This is a genomic window from Pseudomonas sp. URMO17WK12:I11 (assembly GCF_007677725.1).
In the GTDB taxonomy this organism is placed as follows: domain Bacteria; phylum Pseudomonadota; class Gammaproteobacteria; order Pseudomonadales; family Pseudomonadaceae; genus Aquipseudomonas.
On the sequence record NZ_VEDF01000010.1, the window covers coordinates 129,277 to 153,779 of the forward strand.

General features: G+C 63.6%; 22 protein-coding genes and 1 riboswitch. Of the genes, 14 read left to right on the forward strand and 8 right to left on the reverse strand.

What is annotated here, in order from left to right; translation table 11 throughout:
• Positions 1–6 precede the first annotated feature (6 nt).
• A complete protein-coding gene (gene mqo / locus FS665_RS18810; protein WP_145191788.1) occupies positions 7–1,512 on the reverse strand; it encodes a malate dehydrogenase (quinone) in 1,506 nt (501 codons plus the stop codon).
• A gap of 728 nt (positions 1,513–2,240) precedes the next feature.
• Between mqo and FS665_RS18815 the strand changes: the two genes are divergently transcribed.
• Entirely contained in the window at positions 2,241–2,825 is a 585-nt protein-coding gene (locus FS665_RS18815) for a YajG family lipoprotein (RefSeq protein ID WP_145191791.1), read from the forward strand.
• Positions 2,826–2,900: 75 nt separating this feature from the next.
• On the opposite strand, the gene FS665_RS18820 is transcribed toward FS665_RS18815, so the two are convergent.
• The gene (locus tag FS665_RS18820; RefSeq protein ID WP_145191794.1) at positions 2,901–3,107 is read right to left on the reverse strand and encodes a hypothetical protein; all 207 of its coding nucleotides are present in this window, start codon (positions 3,105–3,107) and stop codon (positions 2,901–2,903) included.
• Positions 3,108–3,266: 159 nt separating this feature from the next.
• Between FS665_RS18820 and FS665_RS18825 the strand changes: the two genes are divergently transcribed.
• Positions 3,267–3,527, forward strand: coding sequence for a hypothetical protein (locus tag FS665_RS18825; RefSeq protein ID WP_145191796.1), 261 nt, complete (start codon positions 3,267–3,269; stop codon positions 3,525–3,527).
• A gap of 33 nt (positions 3,528–3,560) precedes the next feature.
• Here FS665_RS18825 and FS665_RS18830 read toward each other — a convergent pair whose 3' ends face one another.
• Positions 3,561–4,730 (reverse strand): 1-acyl-sn-glycerol-3-phosphate acyltransferase, encoded by a 1,170-nt coding sequence (locus FS665_RS18830; protein WP_178108369.1) that lies wholly within the window; start codon positions 4,728–4,730, stop codon positions 3,561–3,563.
• A 123-nt stretch (positions 4,731–4,853) separates the two neighbouring features.
• On the opposite strand from FS665_RS18830, the gene FS665_RS18835 reads away from it, so the two are divergent.
• The 4 genes from FS665_RS18835 to FS665_RS18850 all read left to right on the forward strand — a co-directional run bounded on the left by FS665_RS18835 (position 4,854) and on the right by FS665_RS18850 (position 6,828).
• Entirely contained in the window at positions 4,854–5,036 is a 183-nt protein-coding gene (locus tag FS665_RS18835; protein ID WP_145191802.1) for a CPXCG motif-containing cysteine-rich protein, read from the forward strand.
• The gene (locus FS665_RS18840) at positions 5,036–5,296 is read left to right on the forward strand and encodes a putative signal transducing protein (protein ID WP_145191805.1); all 261 of its coding nucleotides are present in this window, start codon (positions 5,036–5,038) and stop codon (positions 5,294–5,296) included. The genes FS665_RS18835 and FS665_RS18840 overlap by 1 nt, the downstream gene beginning before the upstream one ends.
• Positions 5,297–5,310: 14 nt before the next feature.
• Positions 5,311–5,931 carry an SOS response-associated peptidase gene (locus tag FS665_RS18845; RefSeq protein WP_145191808.1) on the forward strand — a complete coding sequence of 207 codons (621 nt, stop codon included), beginning with the start codon at positions 5,311–5,313 and terminating at the stop codon, positions 5,929–5,931.
• Between the two features lie 78 nt (positions 5,932–6,009).
• The gene (locus FS665_RS18850; RefSeq protein ID WP_145191811.1) at positions 6,010–6,828 is read left to right on the forward strand and encodes a M48 family metallopeptidase; all 819 of its coding nucleotides are present in this window, start codon (positions 6,010–6,012) and stop codon (positions 6,826–6,828) included.
• Between the two features lie 79 nt (positions 6,829–6,907).
• On the opposite strand, the gene FS665_RS18855 is transcribed toward FS665_RS18850, so the two are convergent.
• The 3 genes from FS665_RS18855 to FS665_RS18865 form a co-directional block, all read right to left on the reverse strand.
• Complete coding sequence (locus tag FS665_RS18855) at positions 6,908–7,489, reverse strand: TMEM165/GDT1 family protein (RefSeq protein WP_178108370.1); 582 nt, start codon at positions 7,487–7,489, stop codon at positions 6,908–6,910.
• 92 nt (positions 7,490–7,581) lie between these two features.
• Positions 7,582–7,702: riboswitch (yybP-ykoY riboswitch) on the reverse strand.
• Between the two features lie 40 nt (positions 7,703–7,742).
• Complete coding sequence (locus tag FS665_RS18860; protein WP_145191817.1) at positions 7,743–8,741, reverse strand: class I SAM-dependent methyltransferase; 999 nt, start codon at positions 8,739–8,741, stop codon at positions 7,743–7,745.
• Between the two features lie 52 nt (positions 8,742–8,793).
• Entirely contained in the window at positions 8,794–9,759 is a 966-nt protein-coding gene (locus FS665_RS18865) for a 2-hydroxyacid dehydrogenase (RefSeq protein WP_145191820.1), read from the reverse strand.
• Between the two features lie 161 nt (positions 9,760–9,920).
• On the opposite strand from FS665_RS18865, the gene FS665_RS18870 reads away from it, so the two are divergent.
• The 7 genes from FS665_RS18870 to FS665_RS18905 all read left to right on the forward strand — a co-directional run bounded on the left by FS665_RS18870 (position 9,921) and on the right by FS665_RS18905 (position 21,502).
• Positions 9,921–11,603: a fatty acid--CoA ligase gene (locus tag FS665_RS18870; protein ID WP_145191823.1), complete on the forward strand. Its 1,683-nt coding sequence runs from the start codon at positions 9,921–9,923 to the stop codon at positions 11,601–11,603.
• Positions 11,604–11,933: 330 nt separating this feature from the next.
• Complete coding sequence (locus FS665_RS18880; RefSeq protein ID WP_145191825.1) at positions 11,934–13,820, forward strand: DUF1302 domain-containing protein; 1,887 nt, start codon at positions 11,934–11,936, stop codon at positions 13,818–13,820.
• Positions 13,821–13,845: 25 nt separating this feature from the next.
• A complete protein-coding gene (locus FS665_RS18885) occupies positions 13,846–15,210 on the forward strand; it encodes a DUF1329 domain-containing protein (protein ID WP_145191827.1) in 1,365 nt (454 codons plus the stop codon).
• A gap of 251 nt (positions 15,211–15,461) precedes the next feature.
• The gene (locus tag FS665_RS18890) at positions 15,462–18,179 is read left to right on the forward strand and encodes a LuxR C-terminal-related transcriptional regulator (protein WP_145191829.1); all 2,718 of its coding nucleotides are present in this window, start codon (positions 15,462–15,464) and stop codon (positions 18,177–18,179) included.
• Positions 18,180–18,342: 163 nt separating this feature from the next.
• Positions 18,343–19,950 carry a tetratricopeptide repeat-containing response regulator gene (locus tag FS665_RS18895; protein ID WP_145191987.1) on the forward strand — a complete coding sequence of 536 codons (1,608 nt, stop codon included), beginning with the start codon at positions 18,343–18,345 and terminating at the stop codon, positions 19,948–19,950.
• Positions 19,947–20,639 carry a sensor histidine kinase KdpD gene (locus tag FS665_RS18900; RefSeq protein WP_145191831.1) on the forward strand — a complete coding sequence of 231 codons (693 nt, stop codon included), beginning with the start codon at positions 19,947–19,949 and terminating at the stop codon, positions 20,637–20,639. The genes FS665_RS18895 and FS665_RS18900 overlap by 4 nt, the downstream gene beginning before the upstream one ends.
• Before the next feature lie 137 nt (positions 20,640–20,776).
• Positions 20,777–21,502, forward strand: coding sequence for an OmpA family protein (locus FS665_RS18905; protein WP_145191833.1), 726 nt, complete (start codon positions 20,777–20,779; stop codon positions 21,500–21,502).
• Between the two features lie 54 nt (positions 21,503–21,556).
• Here FS665_RS18905 and pta read toward each other — a convergent pair whose 3' ends face one another.
• Positions 21,557–23,647, reverse strand: a complete 2,091-nt coding sequence (gene pta / locus FS665_RS18910; RefSeq protein WP_145191835.1) for a phosphate acetyltransferase — start codon at positions 23,645–23,647, stop codon at positions 21,557–21,559.
• A gap of 31 nt (positions 23,648–23,678) precedes the next feature.
• Positions 23,679–23,981, reverse strand: a complete 303-nt coding sequence (locus FS665_RS18915; RefSeq protein ID WP_145191837.1) for a DUF3565 domain-containing protein — start codon at positions 23,979–23,981, stop codon at positions 23,679–23,681.
• On the opposite strand from FS665_RS18915, the gene FS665_RS18920 reads away from it, so the two are divergent.
• Positions 23,980–24,465, forward strand: a complete 486-nt coding sequence (locus FS665_RS18920) for a peptidylprolyl isomerase (RefSeq protein WP_145191840.1) — start codon at positions 23,980–23,982, stop codon at positions 24,463–24,465. The two genes, FS665_RS18915 and FS665_RS18920, sit on opposite strands and share 2 nt — an antisense overlap.
• Positions 24,466–24,503 lie beyond the last annotated feature (38 nt).

Genomic DNA, 24,503 nt, shown 5'->3' on the forward strand with positions numbered 1-24,503 from the left:
GGTCGGTCAGGCGTAGTGCTTGGCCGGGCTGTCTTCGACCAGCTCCAGCGCCGCATCGTTTTCGGCGCTGATCTTGCGGTACAGCGCAGCGTCGGTCGCCAGGACCTTCTCGCGGGCCGGGAAGATCTCGTTGAGCTTGGCTGCCCAGGCGCCTTTGGCCTGCTCGGGGAAGCAGCGTTCGATCAGCTCGAGCATGATCGACACGGTTACCGAAGCCCCAGGCGAGGCGCCCAGCAGGGCGGCCAGGCTGCCATCCTGGGCCGAGACCAGCTCGGTGCCGAACTGCAGGATGCCGCCTTTCTTCGGGTCCTTCTTGATGATCTGCACGCGTTGACCGGCCACTTCCAGGCGCCAGTCTTCGGCCTTGGCCTGCGGGTAGAAGCGGCGCAGCGATTCAAGGCGCTGTTCCATCGACTGCATCACTTCGCTGACCAGGTACTTGGTCAGGTCCATGTTGTCGCGGGCGACCGCGAGCATGGGGCCAAGGTTGCCCAAGCGCACTGACAGCGGCAGATCCAGCAGCGAGCCGTGCTTGAGGAACTTGGTGGTGAAACCTGCATAAGGGCCGAACAGCAACGACGTCTTGCCGTCCACCACGCGGGTATCGAGGTGCGGTACCGACATCGGTGGTGCACCGACCGCCGCCTGGCTATACACCTTGGCCTGGTGCTGCTTGACGATCTCCGGGTTGTCGCAGCGCAGCCACTGGCCACTGACCGGGAAGCCGCCAAAGCCTTTGCTTTCCGGAATACCGGACATCTGCAAGAGCGGCAACGCCGCGCCGCCTGCACCGAGGAAGACGAAGCGGGCATCGACTTCACGGGTGCTGCCGCTGTTGACGTCCTTGATGCTAACAGCCCAACCGCTGCCTTTGCGGCTGAGGCCGACGACTTTCTTGCTGTACTTGACCTGAGCGTCGGGGCGATCGCCGAGAAGCTTGAGCAGTTTCAGGGTCAGTGCGCCGAAGTTGACGTCGGTGCCCTTGGCGACGCGTGTTGCGGCGATGTGCTGGTCGGCCGGGCGGCCTGGCATCATCAGCGGCATCCACTGGTTCATCACCGCTTTATCTTCGGTGTACTCCATCTCGGCAAAGGCATGGTGCTGCTTGAGCAGCTCGAAACGCTTCTTGAGGAAGGCGATGCCTTTGTCCCCTTCGACGTAGCTCAGGTGCGGGACGGGGTTGATGAACGCACGCGCCGAGCCGAAATTGCCTTGCTTGCTCAGGTAGGCCCAGAACTGGCGCGAGACCTCGAACTGGGTATTGATGTGCACGGCCTTCTTGATGTCGATGCTGCCATCGGCGGCCTGCGGGGTGTAGTTGAGCTCGCACAGACCGGCGTGACCGGTGCCTGCGTTGTTCCAGGGGTTGGAGCTTTCCGCGGCCCCCGAGTCCATCGCTTCGACGACCTCAAGCTTCAGGGTCGGATCCAGCTCCTTGAGCAGTACGGCCAGGGTGGCACTCATGATGCCCGCGCCTACCAGTACCACATCAACCGATTCGTTCTGCGCCATTTAACGCGTCTCCACAATCTACAGCTACCTAATTGACAGCACGGGACCGCTGGGGTTGCCAGGGTCGCCATGTCCGACTCTTCGCAGTTCTTGCCACTCGCGCGGACACCGCCAACCAGTCTTCGGGTTGCACTATTGAACCCCGAATGCCATGGGTGCGGCAATTCGACTTATGGTCAAGGTGTCGTGCGTGGGTTATGGAACGGCCTCAGGCGCTCATCCAGGATGAACGCTGATGCCGCCTGTTCAGGGCTGTTCGGGACACATCTGAAGCTTTTGCACATGCCAGACTGTTCATTTGCTCGCCACACTCTTGTGAAGTATTGAATACCGTTTTTTCACGCTCTTTTGGAGTCGTGAACCTCAAAAGGGGACTGCGCGTTGGCAACCCGCAGGTTCCTGCAATGCGAAGAGCCGAAACAGCAGGCGCGACAGCCGATGCAAGACCTCAGTGGAAGGCTCTCTGTGGGCGAAGCGGGTAGTGGTGCCGGGGTCAATCGGCAAATGCGGGGCCCGATCAGGAGACGTCCTTATAATCGGGGGGAGATTATAACGATGTCGCGCGCAGAAAGGTATGCAAGCGCACAAGCGGCCTGTGGAAAGCTGCAAGCGGCAAGCGCCAAGTAAAAGCGCATCGTGATCCGTTCGCGATCTGCTTGCAGCTTGCCGCTTGTGGCTTGCCGCTAGGTATACTGTGCGCCTTCGTCGCATTTTCTGGAGAAACGCGCATGTTGCAACGTCTGTTGTTCGGTTTGATTGCCGTGGCCAGCCTCAGCCTGGTCGGTTGTGCCCACAGCCCGCAACAACTCAGCCCGCAACCCACCCTCAAGGCCCAGCTCAATCCGGTCGGCCGTGGTCAGCCGGTGGTGGTCAAGGTGGTCGATGGGCGTCCTTCGCAATCGTTGGGCACCCGCGGTGGCATGTACCCTGAGACCAGCACCATCAGCGTCAGCGGCAATGACGTGGTGCCCAAGCTGCAAGCCCAGGCCGAAGCCGCGGTGCGCCTGCTCGGCTTTACCCCAACGGCCAACGCCTACAATGCGCCCCAGTTGACCGTGACCCTGGCCGAGCTCAAGTACCAGTCGCCCAAGGACAAGATGTACGTCACTGAAGCCACCATTGGTGCCACGTTCCGTGCCGACGTGTCCAACGCCAACCGCCGCTACAGTGGCCGTTATGGTGCGTCGCTGGACCAGCGCTTCGGCATGGCACCCAACCAGGACACCAACACCCAGTTGGTAGGCGATGTGCTCAGCGATGCGCTGACCCGGCTGTTCAAGGACCCGACCATCGGCCAGGTGCTTGGCGAGTAATCCCTGAGCGATCAGCGAAAAGCCCGCTACCTGGGTTCAGGCAGCGGGCTTTTTTGTGGCTGCGCGCGGGTGGGTTCACGCCGCTTCGATGTTGAAGTTCAACAGACTGACGCCCGTATCGGTATCGACCTCGGGCAGGTCAGCGTGCGAATGCCCGCCCAATGCGCAGTACACCAGCCATTGGCGGTCCTGAACGTTGATGGCGAAGCCATCGATCAGCGCCTGTTGTTCATCGCTTTGCGCCACCAGATAAAGGCGGTCCTGGTTTTCGGCATGCAGCATGCACCGGCTCCATTGATTCAAAGGGCGTCAGGATGGTCTGTTCTGATGACGAGCATGTGACAGATGAAATTAACCGACTGTTGGTCGCCGAGGCCCGGCGCGTCGCCGTGGCTGCGCTAGAATGCCGGGCTTTGCCGTCGCTATCACCGAGGTTAGGTCATGTCCGTGCAACTGCTCTGGGGCTTTCTGGTCGCCCATCCGATCAAGCTGATCAACCTGCTGGCGCTATTGCTGACCTGTCCAGGCGGGTTGCTGCTGCACAATGCGCGGCGGCGCGAGGCGCTCGCCCGCCAGCGATTGGCGATGCAGGAAGGCCCGCTGCAAGGCGTTGATCGGCGGGTGCCGCGTTACTACTACAGCCTCGGCTTCGCCTGCCTGGCCATGGCCTTGCTGCTGTCGTGGCTGAGCACGTGGCCCTGAGCACTGGCGGGGCTGCAGGCAGCCCCGGGCCGGTCAAGCGACGGGCGCCTGTTGCTTGACCTGATACTGATTACGCACCGGCGTCGCGTACTGCAACACCAGGTAGGGCCGCTGCTCCTCGGGGCAGGCATCCAGACGGCGCTGCCACTCTTGCCTGGCCTTGGCCAGTTCATCGGCGGGGAACAGTTGTTCCGCGCTCGGCACCTGTAGCGTGTCGTCCTGGTCGCTCCACATCGCATAGGCCAGGTAGTGCACCGGGAACAGGCGATAGCCGCCGAGAATCTGCCGGTCGGTTTCCTGGGCCAGTTGCTTGGTGTCTTCGTAGTACTCGGTCACCGGCGGCGCGAAATGGATATGCACGCGTCCTTTGTAACCGGTAATGCCCTTGGCAATGCTGTGGTCGTCCTCGCCGGGCGCTTTCTTGTAGGTGCCGGTGGTGGCGCGGATGTACAGCTCGCGCGCCTTGGCCTGATCGCACGGGTCGTATTCGTAGCTGATCGACACCGGAATCAGATTCAGGCTCTGGATCACGGCGCCGAACGGCTCGTCCTTGCGGCACATGTGGAACATCTTGAGGATCGCCGAGTCGGTGCGATCATCGCCATCCTTGGCCCGGCCTTCGGCCTGGGCAATCCAGATCGAGGCGCCGTCGTTGCGGATCGAGTGGTTGATGTAGGCCGACAGCAGCTGGTAGGCGGCGAGTTTCTCGCGCCGGCCGCTGATCGAGCGGTGCACGATGAAGCTCTTGTTCAGGCGCATCATGTCGCTGACGAATGGCTTTTGCAGCAGATTGTCGCCAATGGCGATGCGCGGCGTCGGCAGGCCCGCGTGGTAGACCGCATAGTTGACGAACGCCGGGTCCATGACGATGTCACGGTGGTTGGCCAGGAACAGGTAGGCGGTGCCTGACTTGAGCTGTTCGACCCCGGAATAGGTCACACCATCAGTGGCGCGCTCGATGGTCTGGTCGACGTAGTACTCGACCTTGTCCTGCAGGGTGGATACGCAGGTAACGCCGGCAAACTCCTTGCGCAGGCGGCGGGCGATCAGCGGCTTGAGCAGCCAGCCGAAAGCGCCGGCTGCACGAGGGAAGCGGAAGTGGGTGAGGATATCGAGAAATGCCGGGTCGCTGAACAGCCGTTCCAGAACGGCAGGGACCTCAGCGTCGTCGTAGGGTCGGATGGCATCGAATTCGCCCATCATGCTCTCTTGTTGGAAACGGCTAGGGTAATAAGTAAGGGGTGGGGCCCGAGAAAATGGTGCGGGCACACGCAATCCCTGTAAACAGACCTGCGATTATACGCACAAGTCACCCCGGAGGCCGCGATGCTCGATCAAGCGTTCTACGATTGCCCCTATTGTGGCGAGCAAGTCGAAACCACCGTTGACCTGTCAGGTGGTGACCAGCAATACATTGAAGATTGCCAGGTCTGTTGCAGGCCGATTCGCTTCGTGCTGCAGGTCCATGGCGAAGAGTGGATGCTGGATGTCTACAGTGAGAATGAGTGATGCGGCGTATCTACGAACCGGAAAATCTGCTCGAAGCAGAGATGCTGCGGGGCATGTTGCTCAGTGAAGGGGTCCAGGTGCATGTGATCGGCGGCGATCTGATCGGGGCTGCCGGAGAGTTGCCGCTGCATGGCCTGCTCGGGCTGGCAGTGCCCGATGAGCAGGCCGTTTACGCACGCCAGCTGATCGATGCGTACAATGGTGCCCAGCCGCTTGCCGGCGACGAGCCGGAGAGTCATCCCGGTACTTTGATCTGCTAGGTTTCGAATCGCCCATGTGTGGACGCTACGCCCTGTTTCGCTGGCCCCAGGCGCTGGCCAGCCTGCCGGGCTTCCCGCCCGGCCAGCCAGCGCAATGGAACATATCCCCCGGCGCCACGGTGCTGATCCAGCGCCAGCTCGATGGCCAACAGCAACTGGCCAAGGCGCGCTGGGGGCTGACGCCCGCCTGGCTCACCGACCTCTCGCGCACACCGGCCCATGCCCGCGCCGAAACCCTGGCCGAGCAGCCGATGTTTCGCGAAGCCTTCGCCCAGCGGCGCTGCCTGATGCCGGCCAACGGTTTCTACGAATGGCGCGGGTCGGTGCGCAAACGACCCTTTTGGCTGACGCCGGGCGAGGGTGCATCGCTGTATTTCGCAGCAGTCTGGGAGGCCTACCCGGTGCAAGATCAGGTGTGGTTGAGCTGTGCGGTGGTGACTCAGGCGGCGATGAATCAGCGCCGGCCTTTGATTCTGGACCCGGCGGGCCAGACCGCCTGGTTGGACCCGGACACCGCGCAGGCGCGCCTGCACGAGTTGTTGGCCAGCCCGCCTGCGACACTGCGCGAGCGTGCCCTGGCGAACTTCGTCAACGACCCGAAACTCGATGCGCCACAGTGCCTGACGCCGGCCTAGATAAAATCTTCTCTGTGGCTCTGGCAGGGTAGGGCGACTCGGCCTAGGATACGGCGCATGTAGAAAGGGAGTGTTTTCATGCGTAAATTCTTTGCCGTCAGCCTGTTGAGTGCTGGCATCTTGCTGGCCGGCTGCCAGGCTGTGAATACCACCAGCGGCGGTGCGGTGGGCGTGCAGCGCCAGCAGTACATGTTCAGCATGCTGTCGACCGATGAGGTCAACCAGATGTATGCGCAGTCGTACCAACAGACGTTGGGCGAAGCGCAGAGCAAAGGTGTCCTGGACAAGTCCAGTAACGACGCCAAGCGCGTGCAGGCGATCGCCAGCCGGCTGATCGCCCAGGCGCCGAAGTTCCGCCCTGACGCTGCGCAGTGGAACTGGGAAGTCAACGTCATCAAGAGCGACGAGCTCAATGCCAACTGCGGCCCAGGCGGCAAGATCATCGTGTACACCGGGCTGATCGATCAGCTCAAGCTCACCGACGCCGAAATTGCCGCCGTGGTGGGTCACGAGATCGCCCATGCCTTGCGTGAACACAGCCGCGAGGCGATGTCCAAGGCCTATGGGGTAGAGATGGCGCGCCAGGGCGCCGGCGCCTTGTTCGGCCTGGGTCAGAACAGCATGGCGATGGCCGACACGGTGGTGAACTACGCCATGACCCTGCCAAACAGCCGCGCCAACGAGAACGAGGCCGACCTCATCGGTCTGGAGCTGTCGGCCCGCGCCGGCTACGACCCGAATGCCGCGATCACCTTGTGGAACAAGATGAGCAAGGCCTCGGAAGGCGCTCCGCCCGAATTCATGAGCACCCACCCGGCCTCCAGCAGCCGCATCGCGTCGCTGCAAGCGGCCATCCCCAAAGTCATGCCCCTCTACCAGGCCGCCGCCACCCAGTAGGGCATTGAGCTGCAAGCTGCAAGTAAAAGCGGATCGTCCACTCGCGATCTGCTTGCAGCTTGCAGCTTGCAGCTACCCCTCACCCCAGCCAGCCGCTGGTCTTCATGGCGGAGTAGACGGCCACGATGGCCAGGACGAAGAACGCCGCGGCGGCCAGGCGACGGATTAGGGTGAGCGGGAGTTTGTCTGCCGCAAAGTTACCTGCCAGCACGACCGGCACGTTGGCGATCAGCATGCCCAGCGTCGTGCCGATGATGACCATGATCAGGTGCGGATACTGGGCGGCCAACATCACCGTGGCGACCTGGGTCTTGTCGCCGATCTCGGCCAGGAAGAAGGCGATCAACGTCGTCAGGAACGGGCCAAAACGGCGCGCAGGGTTATCGTCGTCGTCCATCTTGTCCGGCACCAGGGTCCACAACGCCGTGGCGGTGAAGCTGGCGGCCAGGATCCAGTGCAGCACCGACTCGCTGAAAAAACCCCCTACCCAGGCGCCAACGGCGCCGGCCGCAGCATGGTTGGCCAAGGTCGCGGCGACGATGCCGGCAATGATCGGCCAAGGTTTGCGAAAGCGCGCGGCGAGGATGAGCGCCAACAGTTGCGTCTTGTCGCCGATTTCGGCGAGCGCAACGATTGCGGTGGGGACCAGCAGGGATTCCAGCATCAGGGTACCTAACGGGGGCGGGACAACACGGCTATGACACGTACAGCCTTCCCGCCCCGGGTAAGGTGTGCGTGTCATAGGTCTTGTCAAACCCAGGGCCTGTCTGTGCAGGTCGCTGGGTCGCACGCGCCATGGCCTGTGGGCCAAGTATGTTGACGCGTACCGGGCGAGCAGGGCGCTCGCGGGAGACTACTCCCCTAGGACGGAGCGGATTCTGCCTAGTCGAAACGGTTTCGGCAAGCCTTTGTTTTTATCCGCGTGTGGCACGATAGATGCGAAAGCCATCGGCCTCGGCGCAAGTCTGGCAGTTGCCCAGGGCCGCTTCGATCAACGGTTGATAACGCAGGAAGCTGTTGGCTACCAAGCGCATTTCCCCACCTTTTCGTAGATGATCGCTGGATTTCTTCAGCAGGTTTTCCGAAGCCTGGTAATGGGTGTGTACCCCGGTGTGAAACGGCGGGTTGCTCAAAATCACGCTCAGCTCGGTGGGCGCTGCGTCGATGCCATCGCCACTGATGACCTCGGCTTCGAGGTTATTGGCTGCCAAGGTCAGGCGACTGGCCGCGACGGCGAAGGCATCGACGTCGAGCATCGTCACCTTGCTTTGCGGGTAGCGCCGTTTCACCGCCGCCCCCAATACCCCTGCGCCGCAGCCGAAGTCCAGTACAGCGCCGACTGGCAGGGCATCGAGGTGCTTGAGCAACAGCGCGGTACCGCGGTCGAGCCGGCCATGGCTGAAGACCCCGGGCAGGCTCACCACCTGCAGCGGGCCGTCGTCCAGTTCCAGGGTGAAGCGCTCGGCCAGGCTTTCCAGCGGCCTTGCCGCTGGCGCATGTTCCACGGTCACCTGCCACAGCTGGCAATGGCGCGCGCTGTCGAGCTTGCGCGGTTTGCCGAAGGCTTGCAGCTGCTTGGCTGCGCCTTCGATACCGCCGCGTTTTTCGCCCACCAGGAACAGCTCGCGACCCGCCAGGCGCGAAGCCAATGCGTTGAGCAGATACGCCGCCAGTTCGCGCGACTTGGGCAGGAACAGCACGGCCGCCGCGAAGGCCGGCGCCGGGACCTCGACGCCATAATGACTGCGCCCGGCAAAACGACTGTCGAGCAGTGCCTGGTCGCCCGCGTGCCAGCTCCAGGCCTGGGCATTGGGCAGGTGCCCGAGCAGATCATCGGCCGGGGCGCCCGCCAGCAGCAGCGGGCCTTGGAACAACTCTGCCTGGCGGAGCAACACTTCACTGCGCGGGTCCATGGACGACGCCTCCTGAAAAAGTCGCGCAGTGTAGCAGAGGCGCGGCTCGGGCTCAGCTGACCACGCGGCGCGGCTGGCCCTCGAAGAAGGCCTGGGCGTTCTCGCTCAACTGGCCGACGATGCGCTGGCGCGACTCCACGGCGCCCCAGGCACTGTGGGGCGTGATCAACAGGCGCGGGACATCGGGTTGCAGCAGCGGATTGCCATTGACCGGCGGCTCGACGCTCAGCACGTCGGTAGCGGCGCCGCCCAGGTGGCCGCTGCGCAAGGCATCGGCCAAGGCTTGTTCATCGATCAGGCCGCCGCGGGCGGTATTGACAACCAGCGCGCCTTTTTTCAGCAGCGCCAGCTCTGGCGCACCGATCATGTGACGGGTGTGGTCGTTCAGCGGGCAGTGCAGCGTCAAGGCATCGACCTGCGGCAACAGCTCAGCCAGCGGCAAGCGCTCGTCCCGCGCCGGCCGCCCAGGGATCTGCCCGCTCAACACACGCATGCCGAAGGCCTCGGCCAGGCGCGCCACCGCGCCGCCGAGTTCACCGTGGCCAAGCAGGCCCAGGGTCTTGCCCTGCAGCTCGACGATCGGGAAGTCCAGCAGGCAGAACTGGCTCGCCCTGGCCCACTGGCCGGCGGCCACGGCCTGCTGGTAATCGCACAGGCGGGTAGCCAGGGCCAGCAGCAGCGCGAGGGTGTGCTGGGCCACCGATGGCGTGCCGTAGCCTTGGCAGTTGCAGACGGTAATCCCTTGCGCGCGGGCGGCGGCCAGGTCGACATTGTTGGTGCCAGTGGCGGCCACCAGGATCAGCTTCAGCTGAGGGTTGGCGGCCAAGGTCGCGGCATCGAGCACGACCTTGTTGCTGATCACCGCGACAGCGCCCTGCAGGCGTTCGCTGACCTGCTCGGCGGCGGTGCTGGCAAACAGCTCGAAGCTGTCGAACTGCCGCGTCAGCGGCGTCAGGTCGAGGTCGCCAAGGTCCAGGGATTGGTGATCGAGAAACACGGCACGGCGCAGGCTGGGCATCGGGTAAGGCTCCGGGGCAGGGCGAGGATTGATCCTTCAGACCGCACAATGCCACTCATACCTTGCGCAGCCAAATCATTCCTTCGGCTGATTTGACCGTCACATCGAGCCACTACAGTAGGTTCAGACTTGTTCGGTACGCATCCAGAAAAGGGATCATCATGTTGCAGACCCGCATCATCAAGCCCACCGAAGGCGCCTACGCCTACCCACTGTTGATCAAGCGCCTGCTGATGTCAGGCGGGCGCTACGAAAAAACCCGCGAGATCGTCTACCGAGACCAGGTTCGCCTGACCTACACGCAGCTCAACGAACGCATCGCACGCCTGGCCAACGTGCTGACCGCAGCCGGGGTCAAGGCGGGCGACACGGTGGCGGTCATGGATTGGGACAGTCACCGTTACCTGGAATGCATGTTCGCCATCCCCATGATCGGTGCCGTGGTGCACACCATCAACGTGCGCCTGTCGCCCGACCAGATCCTCTACACCATGAACCACGCCGAAGACCGCTTCGTGCTGGTCAACAGCGACTTCGTCAGCCTCTATCAAGGCATTGCCGGGCAACTGACCAGCGTCGACAAGACCGTGCTGCTGAGCGACGCGGGGGATCACAGCGCCGAGCTGCCGAACCTGGTCGGTGAGTACGAGCAGCTGCTCGCCGCCGCCAGCCCGCACTATGATTTCCCCGACTTCGACGAGCATTCCGTCGCGACCACCTTCTACACCACCGGCACCACCGGCAACCCCAAGGGCGTGTATTTCACCCACCGCCAGCTGGTCTTGCACACCCTGGCCGAAGCCTCGGTGACCGGTAGCATCGACAGCGTACGCCTGCTGGGCAGCAATGATGTGTACATGCCGATTACCCCGATGTTCCACGTGCACGCCTGGGGTATCCCGTACGCGGCGACCATGCTTGGCCTGAAACAGGTCTACCCTGGGCGCTACGAGCCGGACATGCTGGTCAAGTTGTGGCGCGAAGAAAAGGTCACGTTCTCACACTGCGTGCCGACCATCCTGCAAATGTTGCTCAATTGCCCAGCCTCCCAGGGCGAGCATTTCGCCGGTTGGAAAATCATCATCGGCGGCAGCGCGCTCAACCGGGCGTTGTACGATGCCGCCCAGGCGCGCGGTATTCAGCTGACTGCGGCCTACGGCATGTCGGAAACCTGCCCGCTGATTTCCGCCGCCCACCTCAATGACGAGTTGCAGGCCGGCAGTGAAGATGAGCGCGTGACCTACCGTATCAAGGCCGGTGTCCCGGTGCCGCTGGTGGAAGCGGCGATCGTCGATGGCCAAGGCAATTTCCTTCCCGCCGATGGCGAGACCCAAGGCGAGCTGGTGCTGCGCGCACCTTGGCTGACCATGGGCTATTTCAACGAGCCGGAGAAAAGCGCGGAGCTGTGGCAGGGCGGCTGGCTGCACACCGGTGACGTGGCCACCCTCGATGGCATGGGCTACATCGATATCCGCGACCGCATCAAGGATGTGATCAAGACCGGCGGCGAGTGGATTTCATCGCTCGACCTGGAGGACCTGATCAGCCGCCACCCGTCCGTGCGCGAGGTGGCCGTGGTGGGGGTTGCCGACCCGCAGTGGGGCGAGCGCCCGTTCGCCCTGCTGGTGCTGCGCGACGACAAGCTGATCGATGCGAAAACCCTGAAGGAGCACCTCAAGCCGTTCGTCGAGCAGGGGCATATCAACAAGTGGGCAATCCCCAGCCAGATTGCCGTTGTTACGGAAATTCCCAAGACCAGTGTCGGCAAGCTGGACAAGAAGCGCATCCGCCAGGACATCGTGCAGTGGCAGGCCAGTAACAGCGCGTTCCTGTCTACGCTGTGAACACTGTGTCATTTTGCCAGCAAGGGTCGCGAGCCGCAGGCTAGACGCTCGCCAACCTTGCCAAACGGAAAAAATCGGCCATGCTTCAGCTCGGCCAACGCATAACCCGGTAACCACCGGCGCGATCTGGCAGCAGGTGCGCAAATCACACTTTAGAGGGATCAAGCACCTGAGCCTGCTGGCTATAGTCAAGGCCAGGGGATCTTCAGGAATGGGGGAGAGCGGCACGCGCAAAACGTGCCGCCGTGGGTGAGAACCCGCGCACCGGTCGCTCGGGCCGTTTCTGAAAGGACTCACTGCCATAACAATAAAGTACATGGAGTAGCGTCGATGAAATCTGCAAATCCGTTCTGGCGCCGGGCCAAGCTGCCCCTGGCCGTCAGCATCGCTTCAACGCTTGCAAGTCCCGCTTTCGCTGTGAGCTTCAACATCGGTGAAATCGAGGGCCAGTTCGACTCGTCGCTCTCCGTCGGCGCCAGCTGGTCTACCGCCAATCCCAACCGGAACCTGATCGGCGTCAACAACGGCGGCAAGGGCCTGTCGCAGACCTCCGACGACGGCCACCTGAATTTCAAGAAGGGCGAAACCTTCTCGAAGATCTTCAAGGGTATCCATGACCTCGAACTCAAGTACGGTGACACCGGCGTGTTCGTGCGTGGCAAATACTGGTACGACTTCGAGCTCAAGGACGAAGGCCGCCAGTTCAAGGACATCAGTGACTCCAACCGCAAGGAAGGCGCCAAGTCGTCCGGCGCGCAGTTGCTCGATGCCTTCGTCTACCACAACTACTCGATCGCCGATCAACCTGGCTCGGTGCGTTTCGGCAAGCAGGTGGTCAGTTGGGGCGAAAGCACCTTCATCGGCGGTGGCATCAACTCGATCAACCCGATCGACGTGGCAGCGTTCCGCCGTCCGGGATCGGAAATCAAGGAAGGCCTGATCCCGGTCAACATGTTCTACGTCTCGCAGAGCCTGACCGACAATTTGTCGGCCGAAGCCTTCTATCAGCTCGAGTGGGACCAGACCGTCGTCGATAACTGCGGCACCTTCTTCTCGCAACCGGACATCATCGCCGATGGTTGCACCGACAACCTGCGCGTGCTCAACAGCAGCCGTGCGGTGCCGGCGGCGGCGCAGCAGTTCCTTGCCACCCGTGGCGTGAACATCAACGAAGAGGGTGTGATGGTGGCCCGGGGCGGCGACCGCGATGCCCGCGACAGCGGCCAGTTCGGCGTGGCCTTGCGCTACATGTTCGAGCCGCTGGACACCGAATTCGGCGCCTACTTCATGAACTACCACAGCCGGGCGCCGATCTTCAGCGCTACCGGTGCCGCGCCATCGGTGTTCCAGGGCATCGCCGCACTGCCCGCGCAGCTGCGCGCGCTGGCGCCGCTGATCGTGGCCGGCAACTCCAAGTACTTCGTCGAGTACCCCGAAGACATCCGCCTGTATGGCCTGAGCTTCTCCACCACGTTGCCCACCGGCACCGCCTGGAGTGGTGAAATCAGCTACCGGCCCAATGCGCCGGTGCAGTTGAACACCACCGACATCCTGTTCGCCGGGGTACGACCGCTGGGCGGCGCCTTGACCAATGCCTCGCTGCTGACCGGCACCCCGGGCCAGGACCTGCACGGCTACCGGCGCAAGGAGGTCACCCAGTTTCAGACCACCCTGACGCACTTCTTCGATCAGGTCATGGGCGCCAGCCGCATGACCGTGGTCGGCGAACTGGGCGTGACCCACGTCGGCGGCCTGGAAAGCGCCCACGACACCCGTTACGGCCGCGATCCGGTGTTCGGCCCTGGCCCACTGCCGGCTACCGGCGGTGCCAACACCTGCCAGGCGCTCAATACCAGCACCATCGCCGGTGCAGGCGCCGGGGCCTCGACCGCCAACCTCAACCGCAAGTGCGAGAACGACGGCTACACCACCAGCACCTCCTGGGGCTACCGTGCCCGCGTGATCTGGGACTACAACGACGTGTTCGCCGGGGTCAACCTGCGCCCCAACGTGGCCTGGTCGCATGACGTGTCGGGTTACTCGCCAGGACCTGGCGGCAACTTCGAGGAAGGCCGCAAGGCGGTCAGCCTGGGCCTGGACGCCGAGTACCAGAACACCTACACCGCCAGCCTGTCGTACACCAATTTCTTCGACGGCAAGTACAGCACCGTGGATGATCGCGACTTCGTCGCCCTCAGCTTCGGCGTGAACTTCTAAGCATACTGATCCAGGACGACACGAGATGAACAAGACCAGAAGTCTGCTGCAAGCCGGTGTACTGGGCCTGTCCCTGCTGGCGACCAGCGTCATGGCTGCGGTTTCCGCCGATGAAGCGGCCAAGCTGGGCAGCACCCTGACGCCAATGGGCGCCGAGAAGGCTGGCAATGCCGACGGTTCGATCGGCTCGTGGGAGCCGCTGTCGAAAACCGCTGGCAGCGTCGATGCCAAAGGCTTCCTCGCCGACCCGTATGGAGCGGAAAAGCCGCTGTTCACCATCACCGCGCAGAACGCCGAGCAGTACAAGGACAAGCTTTCGCCAGGCCAGTTGGCGATGCTCAAACGCTACCCGGACAGCTACCGTATCCCGGTGTACAAGACCCACCGCAGCTCCACGGTGCCTGACGATGTGTTCGCTGCCATCAAGAAGAACGCCACCGCGACCACGCTGGTCGAGGGCGGCAACGGCCTGAACAACTTCCAGACCGCCGTGCCGTTCCCGATCCCCAAGAGTGGGGTCGAGGTGATCTGGAACCACATCACCCGCTACCGCGGCGGCAGCGTCAGCCGCCTGGTGACCCAGGTCACGCCGCAGCAGAACGGCTCCTACAACCCGGTGTATTTCTCCGATAAGTTCGTGTTCCGCGACAAGATGAAGGACTACGACCCGAGCAACCCGGGCAACGTCCTGTTCTACTTCAAGCAGGAGGTGACCGCGCCGGCACGTCTGGCGGGCACCGTGCTGCTGGTGCACGAGACCCTCGATCAGGTCAAGGAGCCGCGCAAGGCCTGGATCTACAACGCCGGGCAACGGCGCGTGCGCCAGGCCCCGCAGGTGTCCTATGACGGCCCAGGCACCGCTGCCGACGGCCTGCGCACCTCCGACAACCTGGACATGTACAACGGGGCACCCGACCGCTACGACTGGAAACTCGAAGGCAAGAAAGAGCTGTACATCGCCTCCAACGCCTTCAAGCTCGATGATCCGAAGCTCAAGTACGCCGACATCGTCAAGGCCGGGCACATCAACCAGGACCTGACGCGCTACGAGTTGCGCCGTGTCTGGCATGTGGTCGCGACCCTCAAGCCTGGCCAACGGCATATCTACGCCAAGCGTGACTTCTACATTGACGAAGACACCTGGCAGGCCGCGGTGATCGATCAGTACGATGGCCGCAACCAGCTGTGGCGCGTGTCCGAAGCGCATGCTCAGCCGTACTACAACAACCAGGTGCCTTGGTACACCCTGGAAGCCATCTACGACCTGCAATCCGGTCGTTACCTGGCCCTGGGCATGAAGAACGAAGAGAAAAAAGCCTACGATTTTGGCTTCACCGCCAGCAAAGCCGATTTCCAGCCAGCCGCCCTGCGCCAGTCGGGTGTCCGTTGAGCTGAACCCTGCAACTCCGTGTGACCTCCCAGAACGCCCCGGCTTGCCGGGGCGCTTCTGTTCTGATCGCCGATAAAACCGGTGAATGCCCCGTCAAAACCCCGCTCCAGCCCCCTGACAATCAGCCGTGTCGTTTTTTGTCGCAGACTTTTCCCGGGTGAAGCGACCCGTCGCCTTCAAATGCGCAGCATTACCCGCTAGTCTCGCAAGCATCCCTACCGCCGTAGTCTTCCCAATCGAACGAGCCGGCCATGACCGATCTGTCCCGTACGCATGGAGTCGCCAGTCAGGCCCTGGGCTTGCTGGACGGGCGTTTCTTCCGGCCACCGCAGCCCGACGGGCACGTGCCGCGGCCACGCCTGTGCCAACGTCTGCAGGGCGGTCTGGCTGGCCGTCTACTATTGGTCAACGCACCTGCGGGCTTCGGCAAAAGCTCGCTGGCGATCGAGTTCTGCGAATCGTTGCCTGGGCATTGGCGCAGCCTCTGGCTGGGCCTGAGCCAGCGCGATGCCGATCCCGGGCGCTTCCTCGAGCGTCTGCTCGAGGGCTTGCAGCACTATTGCCCAGCCCTGGGAGGGCAGGCGATGGGCCTGCTGAAAATGCGCCAGCGCCACCAGCCGTTCGCCTTCGAGGAATGGCTCGACAGCCTGCTCGATGAACTGGCTCTCTATCTACAGGCCGATTCGCCGCTGCTACTGGTGCTGGACGACTACCACCTGGCCCAGGGCCCAGTCCTCGATCGCTGTCTGCAGTTTTTCCTCAACCATCTACCAGCCGGCCTGGTCCTGCTGGTGACCAGCCGGCAGCGCCCCGACTGGCACCTGGCGCGGCTGCGCCTGTCCAGGCAGCTGGTCGAACTCAGCGAACAGGACCTGCGTTTGACGCCTGAAGAATCACTGGCGGTGATCGGCCACCCGCCCAGCGGGCTCGGTGGTCAAGCGCTCGACAACCTGATCCAGCGCAGTGACGGCTGGGTGGCCGGGCTGCGCTTCTGGCAGCTGGCAGCCAGCGAGGCGGGTGAGCAAAGCGGTCTGCCTCAAGCCCTGCACGGTGGCGAGGGGCTGATCCGCGATTATCTGCTGGAAGAGGTCATCGACATGCTGCCGGGCGATGTGCAGGCCTTTCTGGACGACACCGCCTGCCAGGAACGCTTCTGCGCCTCGCTGTGCGATGCGCTGCGCGAGCGCAACGACAGCGAGGCGATCATGCGTTATCTGCAGGCGCACCAGGTGTTCCTGGTGCCCTTGGACGAGCATGGCCACTGGTACCGCTATCACCACCTGTTCTCTGATTTGCTGCGCAGCCGCCCGTCCAGCCAACCCCTGTCCCGCCTGCACCTGCGTGCCTGCACCTGGTTCCAGGCCCAGGGCCTGCTCGATGAGGCGGTCGAACATGCGCTGCGCGCCGGTCACCTGGACGTGGCTGCCGATCTGGTGCAGAGCCTGTCGGAAGAACAACTGCTGGCCGAGCAGAACGTGGGCATGCTGCTGCGCTGGAAGATGGACCTGCCCGACAGCCTGTTGATCAGCACACCGCGCCTGATCGTGCTGTACAGCTGGGCGTTGGGGCTGGCCTGCCAGCTGGACGCTGCAGAAGAACTGGCCGGTTACCTCAGCCGCTTTCTGCCTGCGCCGTCAGCCACCGCGCAGAAGTCGATGCTGGCGCAGTGGCTGGCGCTCAGCGGCATCATCGCCCGCGGCCGCGGCGATCGCGAAACGACCCTGGCCTATTGCGGCGAAGCGCTGCAGAGCCTGCCGTGCAAGCGTTATGGGCAACGCCTGCTGTGTTTGTCGACGCTGTCGAACCTGGCGATTGCCGACGGGGACTTCTGGCGCGCACGCGGCTGGAACCGTGAGGCGCTGGAGCTGGCGCAGCGGGTCGGCAATCCGCTGTTCGAGGCCTTGGCCCACTACGACCGCGCCAGGGTGCTGCATGCCCGCGGCGAAGTCCTGCGCGCGCTGGATGAAGTGCGTCAGGGGCTGCAGCGCCTGCAAGGTTTGTCGGCGCAGCGCCTGTATGCCGTGCGCGCACGTCTCACGCTGTACGAAGGCTACCTGCTGGTGGCCCGACTGCAACCTGGGCCGGGGCGAGCGCGCTTGCGCGCTGGGCTCAGCGAAGCCCGTGCCTGCCGCGACATCAGCGTGCTCATCGGGCACTGCGTGATTGCCTCGCTCGACGGCCGCGAAGGCCGTTATGCCGAGGCCTTCGGCGAACTGGCCGAGGCCGAGCGCTTGATGCACATCTGGGACGTGCCGCCGATCTTCTACCTGGCGATGATCACCTTGGTCAAATGCGAGCTGTGGCTGGCGCAAGGGCGTATCGACCTTGCCGAGTCCTGGTTGTTGCGGCTGGGGCAAACCTACGGCGGCGAGCATCCGGCGGCAGCGCCAGAGTTTCACCCGCTGCTGGCCTTGCACGTCGAGTTGCAGCAAGCCTTGCTGGAGCGCGTGCAACAGCGGCGCGGCGATGCCGCAGCCCGCCTCGGCGCGCTGGTGGAGCGCGGCCAGGCCAGCGGCGGCTTGATGTTGACTGTGCATGCGCTGTGTCAGTGGGCTGAGCTGTTGTTGGCCGAGGGGCAGCCTGCGCAGGCGGCGCACCTGCTGCCCAAGGCCTTGAGCGCGGCGCGCGGCGGGGTGGTGCAGCCTTTCCAGCGCCTGATCGAGCTGCACCCTGGGTGGTTGCGCGAACAATTGCTGGCGCAGCCGACGTGCCCACCCCAGGCCGAACTGCTGACACGCCTGCCCGAGGCTTCCCTGCCGTCGGGCACCTGCGGCGATGGCTTGAGCGCACGGGAGCTGGCGGTGCTCGAACTGATCGCGCAAGGGTGTTCCAACCAGCAGATCAGTGAACGCTTGTTCATCTCGCTGCACACCGTCAAGACCCACGCCAGCCATATCAACAGCAAGCTGGGCGTGGAGCGTCGCACCCAGGCAGTGGCCCGCGCGCAGGCCCTTGGCTTGCTGGACTGAAACTGGTCGGCAGTGGTCGCTCGCGGTAAAATAATGGCACCTTGCCATCTTGCGGGTTCGCAGCTCCCCAGTACTCATCTTTACTGACCGCTTGCCGATACAGGTTTCGGCGATGCGTATCGCCGCGCGCCCTTCACCCATTTTCCCAATACAGGTCGAGTTGATGCTGCAGTACGGGCAAAAGAGCTTTCTGATCGTCGATGACTTCACCGACTTTCGCACGTCGACCCGGTCCATGTTGCGGGAACTGGGCGTGCGCGACGTAGATACCGCCGACAGTGGCGAGCAGGCCCTGCGCATGTGTGCGCAGAAGCGCTATGACTTCATCCTGCAGGATTTCCACCTGGGCGACGGCAAGAAGAACGGCCAGCAGGTGCTTGAAGACATGATCCTCGACAAGCTGATCAGCCACGAGTGCGTGTTCATCATGGTCACGGCCGAAAGCAGCCAGGCCATCGTGCTCAGCGCGTTGGAGCACGAGCCCGATGCCTACCTGACCAAGCCGTTCAATCGTGTGGGCCTGGCGCAGCGTCTGGAAAAACTGACCCAGCGCAAGACCTTGCTCAAGCCGATCCTGCAAGCCCTGGACCGCGGCAAGCCGGCCGAGGTCCTGGTGGCCTGCGCCGAGTTGTGCAAGAAAGATCCGCGCTTCGCGCCGCTGTGCCTGCGCTATCGCGCCGATGCGTTGCGCGACCTCAACCGTTTCGATGAACTGGAGAAGTTTCTCAAGAGCATTCTCGCCAGCCGTCCGCAGCCGTGGGTCTATTCGGCGTTGGGCAGCCTGATGCACAAGCGTGGCCAGCACGCCCAGGCCCAAGGGGTTTACGAGCAGGCGCTGAAGGCCTTTCCGATCATGCCAGGGCTGTACGACGGCATGGCCGAGGTGCTGGTGGCGCAGGGCGAGACCAAGCGCGCGCAAGGCATGCTCGAAGAAGCCGTGCGCCTGTCACCGCTGGCAGTGCGGCGTCAGGCGGCGCTGGGCAAGCTGGCGCTGGACAACGAAGATTTCGAGGGCGCCTCCAAGGCTTTTCGCCATGCCGTCAACCAAGGCCAGAGCTCACGCTACAAGGACGCCGAGAGCAACCTGGGGCTGGCGCAGGCGCTGATGAGCAAGAATGCAGGCTTTGGCCTGGATGCTCGCGCCCGGGTCGAGATCAACACCGTGCTCAGCGAGGTGGCCAAGGACAATGTCGATGACCAGGGCCTGCAAGTGCGCGCGCGGCTGATGAAGGCGGCCAGCCTGCAACAGGCCGGCGACCCCGAGACGGCTGCCAAACTCACCGAACAGGCCATGCAGCGGCTGGAGAAAATGGACCAGTTCTTCTCGGTCGAGGCCGCCCTGACCGTGGCCCGGCAGCTGCAGTCGTTGGGCCAGGAAGCCGCCGGGGGCAGCATTCTCAAAGGCTGCGTGGAAACCTACGGGGACGATCCGAACGTCATGCAGAGCGTGGCCAAGCTGACCGACGATCCAACGGTGCTGGGCGCGGTCACCGAAGCGGTCGACCTCAACCGGCAAGGCGTGCGCAGCTACCAAACCGGGCAGGTCAACGAGGCGTTGCAGATGTTTCGCAAGGCGCTGTCGCTGCAGCCGAAAAACATCAGTATCGCGCTCAATACCGCGCAGGCCTTGTTGCGCATCGGCGGTGAGCCAACCCCGCCGGCCATCGAGCAGGAATGCCGGGACTGCCTGACCCGCGTGGCGGGGATACCCAGCAGCGACAGCCGCTACCAGCGCTACCGCAAACTGCATATGAAGGTCTTCGGCGCATGAGCCAGGATAACCAGGGGCTGGACTTTTCCACGGTGATCGCCTCGACCGTGCATGACTTGAAGAACTCGCTGTCGGCGCTGATCCAGTCACATGAGCAATGGCGTGCACGCCTGCCCGAGGCGCTGCGTGGCGGCAGTGAGCAGGGCGTCATCGAACACGAGTTTCGCCACCTCAACGGCATGCTGGTACAGATGCTGGGCCTGTACAAGCTGGGCGTGAATCAATTGCCCGTATGCCCGGACTACCATGAGCTCGATGACTTCATCGAGGCGCAGTTGGCGGCCCACCACCAGGCGCTGCAGCACAATGACATCCTCGCCACCTGGCGCATCGACAGCGACAACCCGCTGGGCTTTTTCGACCGCGAACTGGTGGCGACGGTGATCGCCAACGTCATCACCAATGCCACGCGCTACGCCGGTCATGCGTTGCTGATCAGCATTGGCGAAGAGCACGGGCAGCTGGTAATCAGCGTCAATGACGACGGCCCAGGCTACCCGGTGCGCATGCTCGAGCGTCAGCAGGATTACGTGCAAGGCATCGACTCGCAAAGCGGCAGCACCGGGCTGGGTTTGTACTTCGCGGCGCGGATTGCAGCGCTGCATGAGCGTGATGGCGTGCGTGGACGGATCGAAATTGCCAACGGCGGTGCCCTGGGCGGCGGCTTGTTCAGGTTGTTCTTGCCGTGAGCGAGCGCTCTAGGTAGGGCTGCGCACGCCACCGACGAGAAGACGGGAATGGAATTTTTCCTGGGTTTGGCGATCCAAACCTGGCAAAGATCCACCCGTGATCGCCGCCCACACGAATCTTATGTAGGAGCTTGTCCATGTTCACCATGCGCCGTCTGATTATCGTCGCGACCGCTGCAGCCTTGATGACGGGCTGTGCCGGGCAGAATCCGTATGACAACCAGGGCCAGGCCCAAGGTGAGTCCGCTGGCATGAGCAAGACCGCCAAGTATGGCGGCCTGGGTGCATTGGCCGGCGCCGTCGCCGGTGCCGCCATCGACCATAACCACCGCGGCAAAGGTGCGTTGATCGGCGCTGCTGCGGTTGGCGCCGCTGCCGCCGGCTATGGCTATTACGCCGACAAGCAAGAAGCCGAACTGCGCGCGAAAATGGCCAATACCGGCGTCGAGGTGCAGCGTCAGGGCGATCAGATCAAGCTGATCATGCCGGGTAACATCACCTTCGCTACCGATTCGGCGAATATCTCTCCAAGCTTCTACAACCCGCTGAACAACCTGGCCAACTCGTTCAAGCAGTTCAATCAGAACACCATCGAAGTGGTCGGTTTCACCGACAGCACGGGTAGCCGCCAGCACAACATGGACCTCTCGCAACGGCGCGCCCAGGCCGTCAGCACCTACCTGACCTCCCAGGGTGTGGACGCCTCGCGGGTGTCGGTGCGCGGCATGGGCCCGGATCAGCCGATCGCCAGCAACGCCGATGCCAATGGCCGCGCGCAGAACCGCCGCGTCGAAGTCAACCTCAAGCCGATTCCAGGTCAGCAGTATGACCAGCAGCAGGGTCAGGTACAGCAGTACCCGTGATCGGTCTGTGATGTCGGCGGCCAGCCCTGGCTGCCGACGTTTCGCAACATTCGTCTATCTTGCGTCGACACTGGCCTGAATCGCGGTCAGTGCGATGGTGTGGACGATGTCATCCACCTGGGCGCCGCGCGGCAGGTCATTGACCGGCTTGCGCAGGCCTTGCAGCATCGGGCCCAGGCTGACTCCATCAGTGCTGCGCTGCACCGCCTTGTGCGTGGTGTTGCCGGTGTTCAGGTCCGGGAACACGAACACGGTGGCGCGGCCGGCCACCTGGCTGTTCGGTGCCAGCTGCCGGGCAACCTGCGGGTTGGCGGCAGCGTCATACTGCAGCGGCCCGTCGATCAGCAGCGCTTGCTCGGCAGCCTGGGCCAGGCGTGTGGCCTCGCGAACCTTTTCCACTTCCTCGTCACTGGCCGAATCGCTCGAATAGCTGATCATCGCTACCCGCGGCGCGATGCCGAAGGCCTGCGCCGATTCAGCACTCTGCCGGGCGATCTCGGCCAGTTCGCTGGCGCTGGGGTGCGGATTCATCACGCAGTCGCCGTAGACCAGTACCTGGTCGGGAAACAGCATGAAGAACACCGACGACACCAGGCTGGCGCCGGGCGCGGTCTTGATCAGCTGCAAGGCCGGGCGAATGGTATTGGCGGTCGAGTGCACCAGCCCCGAGACCAGGCCGTCGACTTCGCCCAAAGCCAGCATCATGGTGCCGATCACCACCGGGTCTTCGAGCTGCTGCTCGGCCATCGGCGCGTTGAGGTTCTTGCTCTTGCGCAACTGCACCATCGGCTCGACGTAGCGCCCGCGAATCAAATCGGGATCGAGTACCTCCAGGTCTGCCGGCAAGGCGATGCCCTGAGCGCGGGCCACCGCTTCGACGTCCTCGGGTTTGGCCAATAGCACACAGCGGGCGATGCCGCGCGCCTGGCACAGGGCTGCTGCCTGGACCAGCAACGGTTCGGCGCCCTCGGGCAAGACGATGCGTTTGTTGGCCTGCTGCGCGCGCTGAATCAGCTGATAGCGGAACACCGCCGGCGACAGGCGCAGTTCACGCGGCGTGCCGCAGCGTTGGTGCAACCAGGCAGCGTCCAGGTGGCTGGCAACGAAGTCGGTGATGAATTCGGCGCGGTCGCGGTCGTCCACCGGGATCTCGCGATTGAGCGAGTTGAGCAGATTGGCCGTGTCATAGGAGCCGGTACTGACCGACAGAATCGGCAGGCCTGCCTGCAGCGCGCCCCGGCACAGGCCGAGAATGCGCGCGTCGGGCTTGCTGTCGCTGGTCAGCAGCAGGCCGGCCAGGGGCACGCCGTTGATCGCGGCCAGGCTTACCGCGAGGATGATGTCGTCGCGATCGCCCGGGGTCACCACCAAGGTGCCCGAGGTCAACAGCGGCACCGTGTTGGCCACGGTGCGCGCGCAGATGATGATCTTGTTCATTCGCCGTTGCTCGTAGTCGCCGGCGTTGAGCACCTGGGCGCCGAGCAGCTCGGCCACATCGCGGGTGCGCGGGGCGTTGAGCTCGGGCTGGAAGGGAATGCAGCCAAGCAGACGGAAGTCGTTGCCGCGCAGCAACGGCGAATGCTCGCGCAGGCGGGTGGCGTAATCGCTCATGCTCTCGTCGCTGCGCACCTTGTTCAGGATGACGCCCAGAACCTTGGGGTCGCGCGGGCCGCCGAACAGTTGCGCTTGCAACTCCACCCGCCCAGAAAGCTCGCTGAGCGCCTCGTTTTCCGGGGCCGAGACCAGGATCACCTCGGCGTCCAGGCTCTTCGCCAGGTGCAGGTTGACCCGCGCCGCGTAGCTGGCATGCCGGGTCGGCACCATGCCTTCGACCACCACCACGTCGTTGCCGATGCAGGCTTGCTGGTACAGGCGGATGATCGCCTCGAGCAGCTCGTCCAGCTGGCCGTCGCCAAGCATGCGCTCGACCTGGGCAAGGCTCAGCGGTACCGGCGGTTTGATGCCGTGGGTACGCGCCACCAACTCGGTAGAGCGCTCGGGGCCGGTATCGCCTGGATGTGGCTGGGCGATCGGCTTGAAGAAGCCGACTTTCAGCCCGGCCCGCTCCAGGGTGCGTATCAGGCCCAGGCTGATGGACGTCAAGCCGACGCCGAAGTCTGTCGGCGCTATGAAAAATGTCTGCATGCGTGCTTCTCGAAATAAGCGGTGCAAGGAATCAACGCCCAAGGGTAGCGCCATCGGCCCCTCGTGCGCACCAGCCGCAGGCGAATACCTGGCCGATGCGCTGCGCGCGCTGAGCGCCATCGAGCACCCACGGGCGCGCCTGCCAGGGCGGCTGGTGGCGCAGGTGCTGGGTATGCCCGCAGGACAACTCGACCACCCAGTGGCCTTCCTGGTCCTGATGAAAGCCGGTGATCCGACTGATGGGCCGCCCCTGGTCCGCACTGCGGTCGCAATCGGACGGTGCCTTGGTTACACTTGTGCGCTCTACATACTTTTGCAAAAGGTCTTGCCCCATGCTGATCGCCGCCAACAAGGCAGTCTCCATCGACTATACCCTGACCAACGACGCCGGGGAGACCATCGACAGCTCCGCCGGTGGTGCGCCGCTGGTTTACCTGCACGGTGCCGCCAACATCATCCCAGGCCTGGAAAAAGCCCTGGAAGGCAAGCAAGCCGGCGACGAGCTGAGCGTTGCCATCGAGCCGGAAGACGCCTACGGCGAGTACCTGGCCGAGCTGGTCAGCACCCTGAACCGTAGCCTGTTCGAAGGCGTCGACCAACTGGAAGTCGGCATGCAGTTCCACGCTTCGGCGCCGGACGGCCAGATGCAGATCGTCACCATCCGCGACATCGACGGCGATGACGTCACTGTCGACGGCAACCACCCACTGGCTGGCCAGCGCCTGAACTTCCAGGTCAAGGTCGTCGACGTGCGTGATGCCAGCGAAGAAGAAATCGCGCACCGCCACGTGCACGGCGAAGGTGGCCATCACCACTGATTTTTCTGCGCTAAGCTCAGAAAGTCGCCAGGCGCTCG